This is a genomic window from Dorea sp. AF24-7LB, from assembly GCF_003478575.1.
GTDB lineage: Bacteria > Bacillota > Clostridia > Lachnospirales > Lachnospiraceae > Dorea_D > Dorea_D hominis.
The window spans coordinates 16,206-34,229 of record NZ_QUFR01000006.1; the positions used below are offsets into that span (position 1 = coordinate 16,206).

The 18,024-nt window shown below is 42.2% G+C and carries 20 protein-coding genes; 5 read left to right on the top strand and 15 right to left on the bottom strand.

The window, feature by feature from the left end:
* Window positions 1-156: 156 nt before the first annotated feature.
* Window positions 157-501: a MazG nucleotide pyrophosphohydrolase domain-containing protein gene (locus DWY31_RS07625; RefSeq protein ID WP_008373991.1), complete on the top strand. Its 345-nt coding sequence runs from the start codon at window positions 157-159 to the stop codon at window positions 499-501.
* 63 nt (window positions 502-564) lie between these two features.
* Window positions 565-993 carry a hypothetical protein gene (locus tag DWY31_RS07630; protein WP_021865125.1) on the top strand — a complete coding sequence of 143 codons (429 nt, stop codon included), beginning with the start codon at window positions 565-567 and terminating at the stop codon, window positions 991-993.
* Window positions 994-1,149: 156 nt separating this feature from the next.
* Here DWY31_RS07630 and DWY31_RS07635 read toward each other — a convergent pair whose 3' ends face one another.
* The 8 genes from DWY31_RS07635 to DWY31_RS07670 all read right to left on the bottom strand — a co-directional run bounded on the left by DWY31_RS07635 (window position 1,150) and on the right by DWY31_RS07670 (window position 9,725).
* Window positions 1,150-1,512 (bottom strand): hypothetical protein, encoded by a 363-nt coding sequence (locus tag DWY31_RS07635; protein WP_243023830.1) that lies wholly within the window; start codon window positions 1,510-1,512, stop codon window positions 1,150-1,152.
* A gap of 62 nt (window positions 1,513-1,574) precedes the next feature.
* Window positions 1,575-2,357 (bottom strand): class B sortase, encoded by a 783-nt coding sequence (gene srtB, locus DWY31_RS07640; protein WP_117470432.1) that lies wholly within the window; start codon window positions 2,355-2,357, stop codon window positions 1,575-1,577.
* A gap of 2 nt (window positions 2,358-2,359) precedes the next feature.
* Window positions 2,360-3,574 carry a CHC2 zinc finger domain-containing protein gene (locus tag DWY31_RS07645; protein WP_117470433.1) on the bottom strand — a complete coding sequence of 405 codons (1,215 nt, stop codon included), beginning with the start codon at window positions 3,572-3,574 and terminating at the stop codon, window positions 2,360-2,362.
* Window positions 3,575-3,628: 54 nt separating this feature from the next.
* Window positions 3,629-4,576 carry a hypothetical protein gene (locus tag DWY31_RS07650; protein WP_117470434.1) on the bottom strand — a complete coding sequence of 316 codons (948 nt, stop codon included), beginning with the start codon at window positions 4,574-4,576 and terminating at the stop codon, window positions 3,629-3,631.
* Between the two features lie 83 nt (window positions 4,577-4,659).
* A complete protein-coding gene (gene recD2 / locus DWY31_RS07655) occupies window positions 4,660-6,897 on the bottom strand; it encodes an SF1B family DNA helicase RecD2 (RefSeq protein ID WP_117470435.1) in 2,238 nt (745 codons plus the stop codon).
* A 51-nt stretch (window positions 6,898-6,948) separates the two neighbouring features.
* Complete coding sequence (locus tag DWY31_RS07660) at window positions 6,949-8,007, bottom strand: YqaJ viral recombinase family nuclease (protein WP_117470436.1); 1,059 nt, start codon at window positions 8,005-8,007, stop codon at window positions 6,949-6,951.
* Window positions 8,001-9,140, bottom strand: a complete 1,140-nt coding sequence (locus DWY31_RS07665) for a transposase (protein ID WP_118359038.1) — start codon at window positions 9,138-9,140, stop codon at window positions 8,001-8,003. The genes DWY31_RS07660 and DWY31_RS07665 overlap by 7 nt, the downstream gene beginning before the upstream one ends.
* Before the next feature lie 396 nt (window positions 9,141-9,536).
* Entirely contained in the window at window positions 9,537-9,725 is a 189-nt protein-coding gene (locus DWY31_RS07670) for a 2-ketoisovalerate ferredoxin oxidoreductase (protein WP_425458801.1), read from the bottom strand.
* 191 nt (window positions 9,726-9,916) lie between these two features.
* Here DWY31_RS07670 and DWY31_RS07675 point away from each other — a divergent pair, with 191 nt between their 5' ends.
* The 3 genes from DWY31_RS07675 (at window position 9,917) to DWY31_RS07685 (ending at window position 12,026) form a co-directional block, all read left to right on the top strand.
* A complete protein-coding gene (locus DWY31_RS07675; RefSeq protein ID WP_005333350.1) occupies window positions 9,917-10,234 on the top strand; it encodes a helix-turn-helix domain-containing protein in 318 nt (105 codons plus the stop codon).
* Between the two features lie 381 nt (window positions 10,235-10,615).
* Window positions 10,616-10,810, top strand: coding sequence for a DUF3173 domain-containing protein (locus DWY31_RS07680; protein WP_005333349.1), 195 nt, complete (start codon window positions 10,616-10,618; stop codon window positions 10,808-10,810).
* Window positions 10,811-10,844: 34 nt separating this feature from the next.
* Window positions 10,845-12,026 (top strand): site-specific integrase, encoded by a 1,182-nt coding sequence (locus tag DWY31_RS07685; RefSeq protein ID WP_005333347.1) that lies wholly within the window; start codon window positions 10,845-10,847, stop codon window positions 12,024-12,026.
* Window positions 12,027-12,103: 77 nt separating this feature from the next.
* Here the strand turns inward: DWY31_RS07685 and guaA are convergent, their stop codons facing one another.
* From guaA to DWY31_RS07715, 7 genes are all read right to left on the bottom strand, one after another.
* The gene (gene guaA, locus DWY31_RS07690; RefSeq protein WP_021859699.1) at window positions 12,104-13,651 is read right to left on the bottom strand and encodes a glutamine-hydrolyzing GMP synthase; all 1,548 of its coding nucleotides are present in this window, start codon (window positions 13,649-13,651) and stop codon (window positions 12,104-12,106) included.
* A 183-nt stretch (window positions 13,652-13,834) separates the two neighbouring features.
* Window positions 13,835-14,410, bottom strand: coding sequence for a hypothetical protein (locus DWY31_RS07695; RefSeq protein ID WP_021859698.1), 576 nt, complete (start codon window positions 14,408-14,410; stop codon window positions 13,835-13,837).
* Window positions 14,411-14,494: 84 nt separating this feature from the next.
* Window positions 14,495-15,223 (bottom strand): CpsD/CapB family tyrosine-protein kinase, encoded by a 729-nt coding sequence (locus tag DWY31_RS07700; RefSeq protein ID WP_021859697.1) that lies wholly within the window; start codon window positions 15,221-15,223, stop codon window positions 14,495-14,497.
* Window positions 15,223-15,966, bottom strand: a complete 744-nt coding sequence (locus tag DWY31_RS07705) for a YveK family protein (protein ID WP_021859696.1) — start codon at window positions 15,964-15,966, stop codon at window positions 15,223-15,225. The genes DWY31_RS07700 and DWY31_RS07705 overlap by 1 nt, the downstream gene beginning before the upstream one ends.
* Window positions 15,967-16,020: 54 nt before the next feature.
* Window positions 16,021-17,028 carry an LCP family protein gene (locus tag DWY31_RS07710; RefSeq protein ID WP_118519944.1) on the bottom strand — a complete coding sequence of 336 codons (1,008 nt, stop codon included), beginning with the start codon at window positions 17,026-17,028 and terminating at the stop codon, window positions 16,021-16,023.
* Window positions 17,029-17,097: 69 nt separating this feature from the next.
* Window positions 17,098-17,220 (bottom strand): hypothetical protein, encoded by a 123-nt coding sequence (locus tag DWY31_RS14275; RefSeq protein ID WP_021859694.1) that lies wholly within the window; start codon window positions 17,218-17,220, stop codon window positions 17,098-17,100.
* Between the two features lie 33 nt (window positions 17,221-17,253).
* The gene (locus DWY31_RS07715) at window positions 17,254-17,973 is read right to left on the bottom strand and encodes a CpsB/CapC family capsule biosynthesis tyrosine phosphatase (protein ID WP_118519945.1); all 720 of its coding nucleotides are present in this window, start codon (window positions 17,971-17,973) and stop codon (window positions 17,254-17,256) included.
* Window positions 17,974-18,024 lie beyond the last annotated feature (51 nt).

Genomic DNA, 18,024 nt, shown 5'->3' on the forward strand with positions numbered 1-18,024 from the left:
TACTTATTCTGTACGTAGAAGATACTTAAAGTGCAACTTTTTAAAAACTATTTCCATAATTTTTCTTCCTGTATACTTCCATATCGTTGATATCATTGGTAAAACACAGTATAATGAACATATTATCAAATATGAATTTGCGGAGGAAAAGATACTGTGAAAATTACAATAGAGGAACTGCAAGAATACTTATTCGACCATTATAAAAATGGTGGGATTGACCAAAGCCTGTTTATGAAACTCGTAGAAGAAATAGGTGAAGTGGCAGAAGTACTAAATAAAAAGGCAGGTAGAAAATCTGTTGGTCAAGAGGATTTACAAACCCAATTAGGTAACGAATTAGCCGATGTGGTACACTACACTATTGCGATTGCTGCATTAAATGGAATTGATATGAATGATATTATACTCTCTAAGGATAAGGATGCATCCATAAAGTATAATCACAGAATAAATTTAGAGCAGTTTGTAATGGAACGCAGAACGAAAGATAACGACTAACAGTTCCAGTTGTTCAGGATGAATGACAGAGCAAAAAAATATGAATTTGAAGAGGTAGTGATTATGAAAAGATTGATAGCAATGGTTCTTTGTCTTTTATTTGTTATATCTTTAGCTGGTTGTGGAAAAGGAAATACAAAAAATTTAGTTATTGATTATGGGACATCATCTATATACACAAAAGATGACATGGATGAAGCTATTGATGTTATAAAGAAACAATTTAGTTCTTTTGAGGGGTGTGAATTGCACAGCCTATCTTATACATCTGATGATGCGTGCAATAATGAGGATAATATTGCCTGGATGAATGAATTGGAGGAAGCAAATGACAATAAAGAGAGTTTCACACAATGTATTTCGTTTGATAGTAGTTTCAGGTCACCTAAAAATGGAGGTGGAGCGTGGAACGCTAATGAAGAATACACATGGTCATGGTGGTTGGCGCGTAGCGAAGGCGGAACGTGGAAATTAATGACTTGGGGATATTAACGGTCGGTTCCTAAGTAACAAATAACAGTTTGTCTAAGAAAAAAAGATACCAACCATTCTCAAAAATGCTTAGTATCTTTTTTCTTTTGTTCTGTCATTGTCCTATGCTGAAAGCTTTTCCACCAATTCCGGCAGGCACTTCTCAAATAATTCCCGCTATCTTTGATACCCTTCATCCCGGAGTGGACCTTGCAGTGACGTCAGAGACCAAAGGAGCAGCTCTTCCTCTTCCACAGCATACGGAGAGGTATAGACAAACTTGTTCCCATCAAAATGCGGTTTTGATAATTTCAGTATTTCCGTAATCTCTCCTTTCGTTTTCGCCTGCATAATCATTTCCACTTTCTTCCGGTGGAACTCGCAGACGATGCTCTCCAGAAATCCCTGCTTCAGATAAAATTCCGCCCTTCCATAGAGTTTTACAAGCGCCTCTACTCTTTCATCGAATAACTTGTCCTTTTCACTGACTATCATCTGCGCCAGTGCGTTTGCGTGTTCCATAACCAATGCTGTTCCCATTACATTTTCTCCCATAATAAAAGCTGGTATAAGAAATTTCTTCTCACACCAGCATGATTCTTTTATTCCTCAGTGATGATCTCACTGCTTAATTTTCCATGTACCAGATAGCGGTAATTCCGTCTGGAATTGACACAGGTAGACAGCGTAACTATCCGATCCGTTGCCGACAGCTCGGTGCCGGTATCATAATCCCCATAAGAAGACACCGTATCCAGAAATATCTGAAAATCTTCCGCTTCCGGGAAATGATACCTATATCCCTCACTTCCGGTTCTTCCCGCATAGCAGGAAAAGATACGATACTTGAGAATCTTTCCCGGCAGGTAAATATAAAACTCCGGATGCTGTTCAAATAACGTTTGGTCTTGGTACTTATCCAGAGTTCCGAACATGCTCCCGTTTTTCATATTATGCCCGTACACGATCGTATTCTGATCCGTAAAGTCCGGCTGATTATGGCAGTCCACAAAGATGCTCCCATTGATATTGGATTCTCCTGAAAAAAGGTGATGAAGATAATATGCATTATCTTTCCCCTGTACCACCGGATAACTAATGTCCAGTGCCGGAATCTGAATCCACGCTATGACATCCGGATTAACCGCTTTTAAACCTGCAAAGTCAATTTCCAGATACCTGCTCTGAGGTTCCTCCTTCTCTTTCTCGGGTTCCGGTGATTCTTCTTCCTCTGGTTCCTGAACATATTCCTGCAGTTTCTCGTAACTTGCCTCCCCTTTCTGATACTTCAGATAAACACTAAAGAGTTTTCCTGCCGCTGCGAGAAAAACAAACAACAGGCAGATAATGAGTCCTGCAAGCACCGTATTTCCTTTTTTTCTCATGATTATTCTCCTTTCGGAAGAGCCGAAGTCTGCGCTCCGGCTCCTTCCTTCTGTTTGATGGCAACTAAATAGTCATCTATCCCCTTAAGTTTCCCGTTCCACTCCCCGTTCTCGTCCATATCCCAGACCATTCGGTTCATCGGCAGGGAAAGCTCCCGGCAGATTTCATAGACCTTATTGCAGCCGTTCTGGATAATCCTCCGTTTCTCCGCCTTATGCTGGCAGATAACAGGAGAACGCTCAAAACAGACCGCACACTTACTGTCATGGTGATTACAGGCTACTTTCATCTTCTTATCCATGTCATACGTCTCCAAAAGCTGTTTCATCCCATATCCTTTCATCCGCTCCAGCACTGGTTTTAAATTCCGGTACTGGTTAACTCCGGCAACGCACACAAAGGTAGCGCCGGACAGATAATGGGCTATGGTCCCTTTTAAGGCTCCTTCGGTCAGATAGACACGTTCTGCAGCAAGATCACCGATCACATGTACCGGACTTCCGGAGGAAACTCCCTGGTCATAATTGACACTGGACAGCCAGATATACTTTTTCATGTCGGTCACATGATCTACCCGGATCTGAAAGCCCTGGATGAACCCGTCCAAAGAAACTATGGGAATCAGGATTCCTGAGTTTTCTGCTTTGAAATTTATCGTCCAGTTTCCGTCTGTATCCCGGTAGAATCCCGGCACGCCTTTCACCATATATCCTTCTTCTGCCAGCCTTTTGACCAGCTTCTTCATTCCAAACAGCGGGACACTCCGGTAACGCTGTGCTTCGATCTGTTCCGGTTTTAATCCCCGTCTTTGCAGATCCTCCTGATGCTTCCTGTTAAGCGTGAGCATGGACAGCATTCTCTGATACGTCCTGTGGCTTTCCTCTATCGGTGCAAGCTCTGCCGTTGCCTTTTCTTCCTGTACCGGCATTGCTTTGATATAATCCGTCCGGTATTCTCCTTTTCCTAATGCTTCCCGGATCTGCTGATTTGCTTCGGAGAGTGTAACATTGTGCAAATCCGCATAAAGCTTCAGCATCCCCCCGGACGCATCACAGCGGTTGCACCGGAATACATTCTTTTCCACATTGATATTGAGTTTTCCATGCGTCTCTCCACAAAACGGGCAGTCATAATAATTTCCCCGACGCTTTCTGAGATGCAGCACCTGCACCACATCCAGTATTCCATAATCAAACCCAGACATATCATAATACATCCCGGTCTCTTCCTCCTTTCCCCCGCAGAAAAAAGCTCTCTGCGGGGTTCTTCCTTAACCAGCCATCGGCATTGCTTTTTGTAAAATTACCTTTGCTGCCGCCGGAACCAGATTGTTCGGTCCGGAATATTGCTCGGCAAACCACTGGATCGTTGACGGGCTTTCAACTGCCACCTGTCCCATGGTCTTTCCGCCGTATTTTCCCTTTCCCGGAATCACAGTCCCGACTGCCATTTCATAGTTCATGCGTTTCATCAGTTCTTCTACCGGAAGGGACGTATCCAGATTCTGTAATGCTCCCTGCAACATCTGTCCGGTCTTTGGCGGCGTAGGGGCAGCCGGAGCAGAATCGTAACCAGGCATTTGTCCACTGCCATGGTAAATGGTGCTTCCAGCCGCCTGTGCCTGCTGATAGAACTGATTCATCATCTGCTGGCCTGCATATTCCGACTGGCCTGGCATCTCTCCATAAGTTGGCATAGGGGCATTTGGCATGACACCCGAATCCGGCATGGCAGCATTTTCCATAACACCTGTATCTGGCATCTGTGGGTTCTGATATGGAATTCCGGCATCTACCTGTGCAGGATCATTTTCCTCTCCCACATCCGCAAACTGCACACCATATCCGGCATCCGATAATGCCCTTCCTACAGCTGCTGTTTCCGCCATTTCCAAAAATTTGTCTCCAAACTTCGGATCATCGCTCCGGAATTTCTGCGAAAAGGAATTGGCTACATAATTGTCTTCCTGATCACATTTATCCAAATAGATACGTGCTTCCACAACTGCCATGTTCTCTGTGAAAGTGATAATCCGGCTGATAATCTTTCCTGCCGGATTGACCAGACGAAACCAGAGCTTCCGGTATTTCACATCCAGATAAAGCTGCTCCTCCTGCCCTTCTTCTCCAATCTTTCTTGCCAGTTCCATCGGATGGAAGCCATCCACACGGTTTAAAGCGGCAACTGCCTCTGATTTCTTATACAATAATTCTTTCATTCTCTGCTCCTTTCATTTAGAAAAGCAGACGTTCCCCTATATAAGAGTAATAGTCCGCTTATTTCAAAAGTTGAAAAATATTTTTAAACAACAAGTTTTAACTGCTCCATTTCCAGTTTCTGTTCACTCTGATACTGATCGTAATACTGTACGATCCGCTCACTCAGAATGGTGTTCCTTGTCCCGCTGTCATCCGTATGGATTGCCTGACAGACTGCAGCCCATTCCCCTACCAGATAAACCTTGCTTTTCGCTCTGGTCACCCCGGTATAGAGAATATTGCGCTTCAGCATCATATAAAAGGCTTTTACCCAAGGGATGATGACAACCGGACATTCAGAACCCTGTGCCTTATGGATGGTTGTTGCGTTGGCATGTTCGATCATTTCCATCTGGTCAGCTTCATATTGCACTTGCCGCCCATCCGGGAATCCGATCACTGCCCTGGCATTTCCATCCTCATCCGTGATACAGTCCAGTATCCTGCCCAGATCGCCGTTACTCGCCATCTCGGTATTTTTATTCTGTAAAATCTTATCGCCAACCCGGAACACCTGACTGCCGATATGCAGTTCCTTCTTCCCTGCGATTGGCGGATTTACAAAATCCTCCAGAGATTTGTTCAATTCATCCACTCCGGCAGCACTGCGTTTCCGGTAAGGAGTCAGGATCTGTACCTGATCCATACCGTTTTTTGCAATCTCGTCCAGATAAATCCTCCGGACAATCTCTGCCGCCTCATCTGCTCCTTTGCAGGCAATGAACTGAAAATCCTCTCCAAAGCTCAGATTAGTCTTATTCTCCTGCATCAGTTTTGCATTATAAGGGATTCTGCTCAAAGCCCCCTGCCGGTAAACCAGATCCAGTACCGTGACCGGAATCAGCCCGCAGGCAATCAGTTGCCGGAATACATCCCCGGCTCCTACGGATGGGAGCTGGTTCTTATCCCCGACTAAAAGGACTCTGGCATGTCTGCTAACCCGCCGGAAAAATTCATAGGCAAGATGCATGTCCACCATGGACACCTCATCTACATTTAGAAATCCGGCAGACAGGTACTCAAAATCCGGTTCAAAATCCGTATCATCTCCCAAAAGCCCCAGGGCCAGATGCATCGTGGATGCATTTTCACATCCGGTACTCTCCACCATACGTCTTGCCGCACGTCCGGTCGGAGCCATAAGCTGTACCTCTGACTTGCATAACGCCTGATGGATATAGAGAATCACCTTGAGAACCGTTGTCTTTCCGGTTCCGGGACCTCCGGTAATAATACTGATGGGATGTGCAAACACCATCCGCACTGCCTGTTTCTGTGTTTCTGACAGCGTGATCCCCAGTGTCTTCTGTGCCTTTTCCAGCTTCGGTTCAATGGACAGCAAAACCGGCTTCTCCAAAAGCCGTCTGGCTATCATGGAAGCGGTCTGTGTTTCTTCTTCATACTGCCGGATAGAATAGATCCGTTCTTCCTCCACAACAATGCTTTTTTGCAGCACCAGCCGGTAAAGCACCTGACTGACATCCTGCTCCGATACTGCCATGACCTGCAGATCCCGGTTCAGCATTTCCAGTGCTTCCCTGATAACCTCCTGACGCTGTTTAAATAGATGTCCTTCTTTCATTGCCTGATTCATGATATGTCCGATGCACCCGGATATCCGCATGGGATCATTGAGTGCACAGCAGCACTGTCTTCCGATCGCATCCACAGTCAGAAACCCGAAGCCTTTGACTGCACTCAGCATGTAAGGGCGGTGCCGGATAATATCCACCGATTCATTTCCGAATTTCTTCAGAATCATATTCACTTTTTTGGGTGTTACCTTAAAAGGCGCCAGAAACGTCATCAGTTCCCGGAACACCTGGTTTTTTCCATAGGACTCCACAATAGCAGCCAGCTTCTTCTCGGAAATTCCACGGATCTTCAAGAGTTCCTGCGGGTTGTTTTCCATGATTTCCAGTGTCTGAAGTCCAAACTTCCGGAAAATAGTATCTGCCATCTTGAGACCGATACCTTTGACTGCACCGGAAGAAAGGTATCCTAAGATACCCTCCTTTGTCCGTGGTACAACCTCCATGAAATTTTCCACCTGATACTGAGTTCCATGCTCTCCGCTCTCCCATCTGCCTTCCATCTCAAGCTCAATCTCGTCTGTAAGCGGAAGACCGAATCCAATCGCTGAGAAGCCGATGATATTCCGGGATGCCAGATATTTGTCTCTGGCTGACAGGGGGACAGACGTATCCTGTGTGGTGAATATGGCAATCGTATACCCATTCTCCTCATTCTGGAAAATCTTATGTTTAAATCTGCACCTCATTGTTTATATCCCTCCAGCTTTTTATCCGCATCGGTTCATTTGGTTTTCTCATTACGCCGCCTCCTTCTTAATTCGGAAAGTACGGCTCTCCGTTGTTTTTGTATATTCCTCATAGATATCCGGATGCTGGTTTTTCAGCTTCTCCATCTGGTCTTTCCCAACCGAAGTACGTCTGGTCGGATTATAGGTAATACGGTAACGGTTCGTACCGTCCTCCAGCACTGCCTTGCAGCCCTGCCCCAGCTGTTCCACAAAAGGAACACTGATTGCCCGCTGTTCTGCTTCGATTTCCTTTTTCCGTTTTTCCAACTGTGACTTTTCCTCCGAAAGGGTAAGATACTTCTCAAGATTTTTTGATTCCAGACCGGAAAGCACAATTTCCGGAATAGATTTGTCTGCAAAACCACCATAATTACGGATATTTGCCAGAACCAGATCGGACTTCCCGTTATGCGGCGGTACTACATTTTTCAATACATGTTCCTGCCAGAAATACGTTTCCTGATCAATGATGTCTTCTTCCTCAATCAGATCACGCTCAATGGTGCGATACACAAACTCATTCTCGTTATTTCCATACAGGCATGCGATAAAGGCTTTCTGCATATTCATCACAGACAGATAATGCCTTACCTGCAGCACATAATGAGCTGGAATACCATCATCAGCCCACTTATCTTTCGCATTATAATTGCAGGTTTTACATTCCAGAATCGCAAATTTCCCATCCGGCATACGAACAAAGTAGTCCACGTCTGCAAGCATGAACGGATATAACGGATGCCGGAACATGATACGTACCGGGAATACTTCCAGCCCGGTCTTTTTGGAAAAGATTTCTGCCACCAGATCTTCCAGCCGGTGTCCAACTTCCTTGGCAACCCAGTTGCTTTCCTCTTCCTCCTGAATGACCGGCTGCACACCTGTTTTGTTGTAAAACAGATCCCGGATAGTGGCAAATGGAGAGATCCCCATGATTGCCGCTACATCACTGCCGCCGATTCCTTTTTTGCGGTATTCCAACCAGTCTTCTCTTGACAGGTTACTGATATCCACAACCTTTTCCGGTGTATACTCTGCTTTGTTATTCATTCCAATTCCTCCTAACATTTGACTGCTCCATAAACGTCATATTTTTTCCAGTCTTTTATAAGCGCCTTCGTAATATCCTCCTCCAGCTTCAGGATGCCCTGTCCGGACATTCCTTCACAGGCTGCAAAAAAGGACGCTTCATTCATGGCATAATAAAGATCATGTGCCGTACAGACACCTTCCCCGTTCTGGGATACAAATAGCTCCACCACCTCATTCCGGATCTTCTGTTTAATGCCAAGTTCCTTCATCAGCAGCTTCAGGCAGTTCACCGGATTACGAATCTCAATGTCCATAAGCTGAGTAAGATTCTTCATCGCATCCACATAGCGGGCGCATACCTGCTCCAGATTTTTCCGGAAGTCCAGAATCGTTGCCCCTTTATCGTGAGCCAGCTTGATTGGACTTCCCAGACTGATAACGCCGTTTGGTCTGTCTGTCAAAAGCATCGGATACAGATTTGCACCGCTCGCTGCCACGTCAGATGTGGTAAAACGAAGTGCCGGTGACAGGATCTTCTCATCCATTCCGTGTGCATCCAGTGCTTTTCGGTAAGTATCCAGAAGTTCCTGACTTCCTCCGAGCTTCCACATGGCAGATACAATGGAATGGTCATAGATACCAGAGCCCTCCATGTAAACACTGCCTTTGAAATTCAGATTCAGATATTCGCAGGTTGTCTCAAACATGGCTTTCATATCAAGGATGCAATAATCATGTTTATCCCCGCCATGTACTGCGGAAACCTTTCCGTCCGCAATCTTAATCAGGGCATCCCCTTTTGCAACCCGCAGGCAGTAATTGACTACCTTCGCATATGTTGCCTTATCCAGCTTGCGAAGCCCGTCTCCATTGACACCTGCGCGGCTTAAAATGGTGCGGATGGCACAGTCACGTACCGGATAGGATTCTCCTCTCATTTTCAGTACAAGCTGCGTATTCTTCTCTGTATCCTCCAAAATTTCTTCCATGGATGCATCTGCCGCATCCAGATTTTGAGCCTCCTTTTCCAGTGGTGCCAGCCGTAACGTATTTGTTGGCTTTCTGATCCATTTGGCATTTCTTCCTCTCTCTGCCAGAAACTCCAGCAGATCTTTTACTTCTGCAAAGGATCTCTCAAATCCATCTGCATACACTCTTGCTTCATTCATGTTCTTATCCACCTTTCTTAAAATAATATTTATCCATCAACAGCTAAAGCTGGTTGTGGCATGCAACTATGCCGAAACCTAAATGTAAGCACAAAAAAAGAATGAAAAGAGAGTCTTTTCTCTGTTCATTCTTAAAAGTCTGGTTTCTTCCTGAAAAAACAAAAGTGCCACGTAGCCAAAAAAGGCATACCGTGACACTCACTACAAACATAAACTACTTATGCCAGGAATCAGCTCCTGCTGTTTCCTGTAAGTTTGGAGATTCTTATGAATCCCGAAACTCCCCAAAAGGGTGTGCATAAAATAAACTATATCAGTATACTAGCACAAGATATTCCTCATGTCAATTCAGGCTTATACTATATATGGTGTTTATATTTGTTCAAAATACTACATCTATTTTTCTACTACGAATTCAATCTTCTCTTTCAGATACTCCCGGCAGCCAAACCGAACCGTTCCACACTGCTTTGACTCCTCTTTCGCCTTTTCATTACAGCAGTCCAAGTAGGGACAATCGTTACATTGATTCCGCAGTGCTTCCTTCGCCCATTCAATTTCCTGCTCATTTCCTATAATCCGCACAGACATCCACTTCCTTTGCTATCATCATACCCCAAAATCCATTTTCTATCATCCATAATTTCTTTTTTGTATCATTTTAGTAAATTACGGTTATATTACGGAATAATCACTATATTTCAAATATATCTCTATTCTATTCCGTAATTTGCTGTAAGTAAATAGTTTAAAATGTGGAAGAGAGGTGTAAATGTATGGATAAAAACTTTATTGGAGAACGCATCAGCGAACTGCGTTTAAAGAAAAATGTATCTGAATATCAGATGAGTCTGGATCTTGGCAAAAATAAAAGCTACATCCAGTCCCTCACTTCCGGACGTTCTCTGCCTACCATGCAGAGCTTTCTGGATATCTGTGACTATCTGGAAGTCACTCCTCAACAGTTCTTCGATTCAGAGCTGCACAATCTTCCTCTGATTGACAAAGCAACTGATCTGATGAAACAACTCGATGACGAGGATATGCTTGCGCTCATTTCCATGCTGAATCGTCTGGCTCTAAAACGCAAATAGATTTCCGTAGCTGCCAAATCAAGGCAGCTTTTATTTTTATCATTTTTTCTCAAAATTTTTCAATCTTAAAGAAAAGTCCCCTATTCCTTAATTGAATGGGTAATATATCCATTCGCCGTACCTTGAAAACAAAAGAAATCTTTCGGGAGATTGATATAGGTGACTGCAGATAGTTTGCATCTTCGCACGCCTGCAGCTTAATAGTTACAAAGTAACACCGTTTTACGTGGCCGGAACGGGCATAGGAACTGGCTTCTGAAAGAATAACATAGACTTTTGGGATTTTAGCTTATAGCGCTTTTATTAGAGAACTTTTACTCAAAATTTGATATAATAATAGACAGGTATCAAGTTGATTCCCTGTCTGTGGAAAGGAGATTCATGATAACTGTAACAAAAAGGGATTTGATTGAATTAGGCTACGGTCCTTCCTTTGCTGCTGATATTATAAAAAAAGCAAAGGAACTTATGGTAGAAAAGGGGCATACCTATTATCAATCCAGAAAATTAGACAGGGTTCCAAAAGAAGCCGTTGAAGAATTATTAGGGATTACTTTGCCCGATAAGCAAGAATGATCGTGCTTTTTGCATTTTAGTAAGGAGTGAAATCATGGCAAAAGATCCAATTAAAAAAGCAGAAAACGGCACTTATTATTTTCGAGCCAATCTCGGATATCATCCTGTAACCGGAAAACAGATTCAAAAATACCGCAGCGGATTCTCAACAAAAAAAGAAGCCCGTGCCGAGTATTCCAAATTGATTCTTGCATCAACGGAAGAATTAGCTGATAAGAAGGAAGACATTACCTTCAAAAAGTTTATTGAAGAAATCTATCTTCCGTGGTACAAAACTCAGGTGAAAGAAAGTACCTACAAGAATCGTTACTCGACCATTCAAAAACACTTTGCCTATTTCTACAAGAAGAAAGTGTCCGAAATAGAAGCGATAAATGTACAGACCTGGCAGCTCAAGTTGGCAAAACAATTCAGTCCAAACTATGTACGCATTGTTCAGGGAATGTTATGTTTAGCTTTTGACCGGGCGATTATCCTCGGACTTGCAAAGAAGAATCCTGCCCGCATGATCGGCAATATCAAATCTAAAAAAGTAAAGATCGACTTCTGGACTTTGGAGGAGTTTCAGAAGGTAATATCCCTGCTGTACAAAGGTGACTACTACGAGCACTATCTCTTCATCTCGTTCTGGCTTTTATTTATGACTGGAATGCGTATTGGAGAGGCTGCCGCCTTACAGTGGGATGATATTGATTTTGAAACAGGTATGCTGATTATTAGTAAAACACTGTACTATAAAACAATGAATGACTACAAATTCGTTGAACCTAAGACGCAGGCAAGCAACCGTACCATTTATATTGATGCTGATACCATCAAGGAATTACAAGAATGGAAGGCGGTTCAGGCAAAGGTTTTACCAAATTGTGGATTCGTCCTGAGTTATAACAGTACACCCACCAGCAAAACAACACTTCCAAGAGCATTGGAGAAATTGGCAAATTTAGCTGGTGTTCACAGAATCAAAATTCATGCCCTGAGACATTCGCATGCTTCCCTGCTTATCAGCATGGGCGAAAATCCACTGCTGATTAAAGAGCGTCTTGGACATGAAAAAATACAGACGACACTAGGAACTTATGGTCATCTGTATCCAAACACCAATATTGAGATTGCAAAGAAGCTGACCGGGGTTCTCAGCTACCAGTCAGCTTCTCAAAGTATTGCTAATTATACCAGTAATCAGCATACTGCAATGTATCACAAAGAAATATAAAAATGCAATGATAATGCAATTTCAAACACCCAAAGCCGCAAAGCCCCGTGGTTACGGGCTTTGTAGCCCAGCGTGAACTATTCAAACTCAATCGTTCCAGGCGGCTTACTCGTCAGATCATACATTACTCTGTTGACACCTGTTACCTCATTAATAATTCGGTTCATTACCTTATTCAATACTTCATAAGGAACTTCGGCTGCTTCTGCTGTCATAAAGTCGATCGTATTAACCGCACGGAGTGCAACTGCATAATCATATGTTCTAAAATCGCCCATAACTCCTACACTTCGCATATTTGTAAGTGCTGCAAAATACTGTCCGACTGTCTTGTTCATTCCGGCTTTGTCCATCTCCTCACGGTAAATAGCATCTGCATCCTGAACAATCTTAACTTTCTTTTCCGTTACTTCGCCGATGATACGGATTCCAAGTCCCGGTCCCGGGAATGGCTGACGGAATACCAATCTCTCCGGAATACCAAGCTCCAGTCCTGCTTTACGTACTTCATCCTTGAACAGATCACGAAGTGGCTCGATGATTTCTTTGAAATCTACATAATCCGGAAGTCCACCAACATTATGGTGAGACTTAATCACTGCAGATTCTCCACCCAGACCACTTTCTACAACGTCCGGATAAATCGTTCCCTGCACAAGGAAATCTACTGCCCCGATTTTCTTTGCTTCTTCTTCAAATACACGGATAAATTCTTCTCCGATGATCTTTCTCTTCTTCTCTGGTTCTGTTACTCCGGCAAGTTTATTATAAAATCTCTGCTGTGCATTCACACGAATAAAGTTCAGATCATAAGAACCTTCCGGTCCGAATACAGCTTCAACTTCATCCCCTTCATTCTTCCTCAAAAGACCGTGATCTACAAATACACATGTCAGCTGATCCCCTACTGCTTTGGAAAGCAATACAGCTGCTACTGAAGAATCAACACCTCCGGATAAAGCGCATAACACTTTGCCGTTTCCGACCTTTTCACGGATCTGTTTGATCGATTCTTCCACAAATGAATCCATCCTCCAGTCACCTGCACATCCGCAAACTCCAAGCACAAAATTGGATAGCATCTTTGTTCCTTCTACAGAATGAAGTACTTCTGGATGATACTGAATCGCATATAAACCATGTTCTACATCTTCTGCTGCTGCCACCGGACAATTCGCCGTATGCGCTGTCACTTCAAATCCAGGCGCAAGTTTTGAAATATAATCTGTATGACTCATCCAGCAGATTGTCTTCTCTGATACATTTTCAAAAATCTTGGAATCTTTCTTATCTACCAATACTTCTGTCTTTCCATATTCTTTTACATCGGAAAGTTCTACTTTTCCGCCAAGAACATGCATCATAAGCTGAGCACCATAGCAAAGTCCAAGAACCGGGATTCCTAATTCGAATAATTCTTTTTTATATGTTGGTGAATCGACTTCATAGCAGCTGTTTGGTCCACCAGTCAGAATAATTCCCATAGGATTCATTGCTTTGATTTTCTCAAGATCTGTCTTGTACGAATAAATCTCGCAGTAAACATTACATTCTCTGACACGTCTTGCAACCAGCTGGTTATATTGACCGCCAAAGTCAATTACAATCACTAATTCTCTCTTCACAAGAATTCCTCCTAGATAGCATTTCTATCTTCTTTTCTCCTTTGCAGGATATTTCTTTTCCTCACAGGATACATTTAAAGACATTTTCTATTATACGTTACAAATGTTGCCTTGGCAAGAGATAAGAAAGGTAATAAAAAAATTCCCTGCGTGGTCAGGGAATTTTTCGCTAATCTAACAAAATTATTTAACTCTAACTTTAATTGTCTTTTTTACAGTTTTGTAGTTAGTATCTTTTACAGTAACTGTAATCTTGTAAGTACCTTTCTTAGCACCTTTCTTTACATAGATCTTTCCGTTTTTAACTTTAATCTTAGAATAGTTGCTCTTATAGGTTGTCTTACCAGCTTTCTTAGTTACTTTCAGTCTTGTAGACTGAGTTGCTTTTTTAACTTTAGAAGCTTTTACTGTGTAAGAGCTCCTAGAAACTTTTACAGTCTGTTTTGCCTGTTTAATTGTATAAGTACCTTTCCATGTCTGTCCAGCATACTTACCAAGACCTTTTACTTTTACAACATGTTTTCCGGCAGCTTTGTGTGAAGTATTGTATACTTTGTAATCAACGCCTTCTTTTAATGTTTTCTTGCCATCTTTTACTACAATAGTAGCTTTCTGAGTTTTACCATTGTACACTGTAGATGTTTTCTTCAGTGTTGGTTTGAATGTTGATTTAGAAGGTGAATTAGCAGCCATAGCTGTCATTCCCATCAACATTGTCAATGTAAAGATGAGAAACAATGTTTTCTTTAATGTCTTCATTGGACTCAACTCCTTTTTTACTTTGTTACTTCAATTGTTCTATAATAAACAGTCCTAACCACGTGGACTTGTTTATCCCCCTTATCATTTGGATGATTTATCTTCTGACTGCTGTACATATCCATAACCGTATCCATAGCCATATTTACCGTACTTGCCATATTTACCATATTTTTTTGCTTTTACATCTACTCGGTTCAGTACTGTTCCAAGGAGTGTACAACCGGACTGTTCAATCTCATATAAAGACTGACGGATCCATGTTTTAGATGTTTCTCCTGCACGGACAACCAATACTGCTCCATCGCACATAGATGCAATCAATGTGCTATCTGCAACACTGCCGAGCGGCGGTGCATCGATAATTACGAAACGATATTCCTCTGCCAGCTTATCTAATAACTGCTTAAATCGTGCATCTTCCAAAAGCGGCGACGGATTCTCCAAAAGCTGTGTACATGGTACCATGTATGCATCTGGAATGTTTGTCTTATATACTACATCCTCATACTCTGCCATTCCAGACAAATAATGATTCAGACCACTTGTCTCTTCATTATAATCTACATCGTATCTTTTTCTTACAACGGAATTACGAAGATCTACATCTACGAAGGCTGTCGGGAATCCGGCTTCTGCAAGCATTTTCCATAAGAAGATTGCTACTGTACTCTTTCCTTCATTCGGAAGACAGCTTGTCATCAGGATCTTCTTTGTATCATTTCCGCAAAACTTAATATTAATACGCAGACGGTTCATTGCTTCCTCTACTGCATATGGAAGTTCCGGAAGATTAATTGCTAATTCTTTCATTATCTTCTTCCCCTCCTTTTTCTTGTTTTTTTCATATCTGATTCGCTCTCAATAAACAGATCACTATCTGGAATAGAAGTCAATGGAACAAGATCAAAATATTTCTCCATATCCTCGGATGAGTGGATCGTATCATCCATCAGATATCCTGCGATTAGTACACCTGCACAGGCTATCAGTCCTAACAATGCACCCATGATTGTATACTTGCCATAGCTTGGATTCGCCTTATGATCTGCAACTTTCGCATGCTGTGCAAAGTTGGGTGTCATCGCACTCATTGTGTCCGGCAGATAATCCATTGCCACTTCCGCCATCGTATCAGCTAACTCTTTTGCTTTCTCCGGATCTGTACTTGTCGCTTTAATCTCCAGGATTCGTGTATCATCCGGATTAGTTAAAGTATATGCCTTTTTCAGATTCTCTGATGTTGTATTCAGATCCAGTTTTTTGATTACCTTATCTAATACCGGATAGCTGAGCATTAACTGTTCATAGTCGGATGTCAGTGAAGTTCCGAGGTTCAGATCATTTAAATTCACCACGGAGTTTTCAGATGTTGTTACAATGTAAAGTTTGGCTGTTGATTCATAAGTTGGCTTAATGCCGAAAAATGCAAATGCATTAAATAACACGGCTCCTGCTAAAAAGCAGACCAGTAAATAATGCCATTTTTCTAAAAGCATCCCTGCCACTTCCAGCAAATCAATTTCCAATTCATCATTTGATTGTTTTTGGTTCATGTTGCTTCTCCTTATTATACCTTTCATACCTTTATCAACGACAGTACTCTGTCGTTATTTTTGTTTCTTATAAAACAGCTCCAGTTCAACCTGTTTTAAGCTGTCCTTATCTGGTGTAAATGTCTGCCATCCGTCATCGTCAAAACCTTCTTTTCCTTTTACCGTCAGTTTTGTATCAGCTTTGGCAGACGCCATCAATACTGCAAGCTTGGAAAACTGCTGCGCTGTAATATTCGTCGTCATATAATCCTGCAATGTATTGTAAACTTCCAGTGGAAACTTTTTATTTTCATTGCATTTCTTATAAAATGCCTGTTTAAATGCAACTTCATATACCTGCTGCCGTTTCATACGGTTGTCGTTCAGTCCGTCTCCAACGTCTTTACGCTCGCGGACAAATGTTTCTGCATCGTTTCCTTTTAAAGTAACCGTCTTTCCTTTTATAAGTGTTTTGCTTCCTGGAAATTCGTCTGTAATTTTCACAATTACGCCACCAACCATATCATTCACCGGAACAATCGCTCCCATATTAACCATGGCATATCCGTCAATCTTCTGTCCATCAAACAGATTTGATACCGCATCTACTGTATTTTCTGCCCGTTTTTTATGATCCAGACTCATCGCATGTGCCAGTGACAGTTGAATCTTCGTAGTAGCGAGATATTCTCCCTTATCACTCAGGCTTTTTACATTTGTCATCGTGTTACGGTCAATTGTTAACGTCTTACAAGTGTCTGTACTCCGATCCTGTACAACCAAAGCAAGTGTATCGCATTGTCCGGTTCCATCATACTCTTTGAGCTTCTTAATCTTGTCTGAAGAATCAATTCCCGCTATCAAATATGTAGAAATATTTTTCTTCGGAACGTACGTCTCTCCTTTGTAAATAATGGACTCATCTTTTTCCGTATCTGTACTCTGTACACCCACCGTCCGCGAATCGGCTATTTTGGAAATCCCAGCGATCACTCCTATCATAAAAATAATAAGCACAATCGCAATAATACTTTTCTTTTTCAGTCGTTTTTTTTCTGCCTGTTCTTCGTATTGCTTCTTCATAAGAGCCTTCTTTCATATGTCTGTATGTAATTATCCTTTTGCTTCTTATTTAATGTTATACGTTTTATCTTAACCCATCAGATTTTTGATCATTGCCTGCCCGCCTGTCGGGTACATGACTTCACATGCCAGAAGTCCGATTAATATAACTCCTAATATCACACTGCATACAATCACTTTCTTCTTTGTCATATCACATATACTCCTCTCTGTAATATACTGACTTTATTTCAAAATCGCAGACAGTAGCTTTTCCCCCTGTCTGTCAATCTGTTCCAGTACTTCTTTTCCGGCTTTTTTCTCTAAAATATCACGACCATCTTGCAAATTCGGCACTCTGTGATGTGCGCCATGGCAATCACTTCCCAGAACATGTGCTTTTCCTTCTTTAAATAACTTTACAAGATTTCTGGTGTGCATCCAGCTGTCAAATGCATCTGCATTGATCTGAATGGAAACTGGAAGTTCCAGTAGTTCTTTTATCCACTTTTTATTACCGGGGATCCACAGGAAGCGATCTAAATGTGCGATTATTATCTGAAACTTTCGCTCCTTTATCAGATACTCTACTTCCTTTATCTGCTGGCTATTCCATACTTCAAAAGGCATTTCAAGCAACATTAAATTTGTTCCCTGAATGGTCAGTTTTTCAATATCCCGTGCACGGCTGATTCCGTCAAAAAAAGCCACCTCGGCACCGAGTATAATCCGGGGTTCTGTCTCTTCCGACGCTTCGACAGTGTCGTGGAACTGAACCCAAGCTTCTTCACGCCTCTTTAAAAAGTTATCAATTCTGTCTTGTGACGCATAAAAATGGGGTGTCGCCAGCATGAGATCTACTTCTTGTTGTCTGGCCATCTGATGCATATTATACGATGTCTCCAAATTCCTGGCTCCATCATCTATTCCCGGCAGAATGTGGGAATGAAAATCTATCTTACTCATAACTTCTAACCAATTTTTATAACTCTAACCATTTATATATAACTCTCTAAT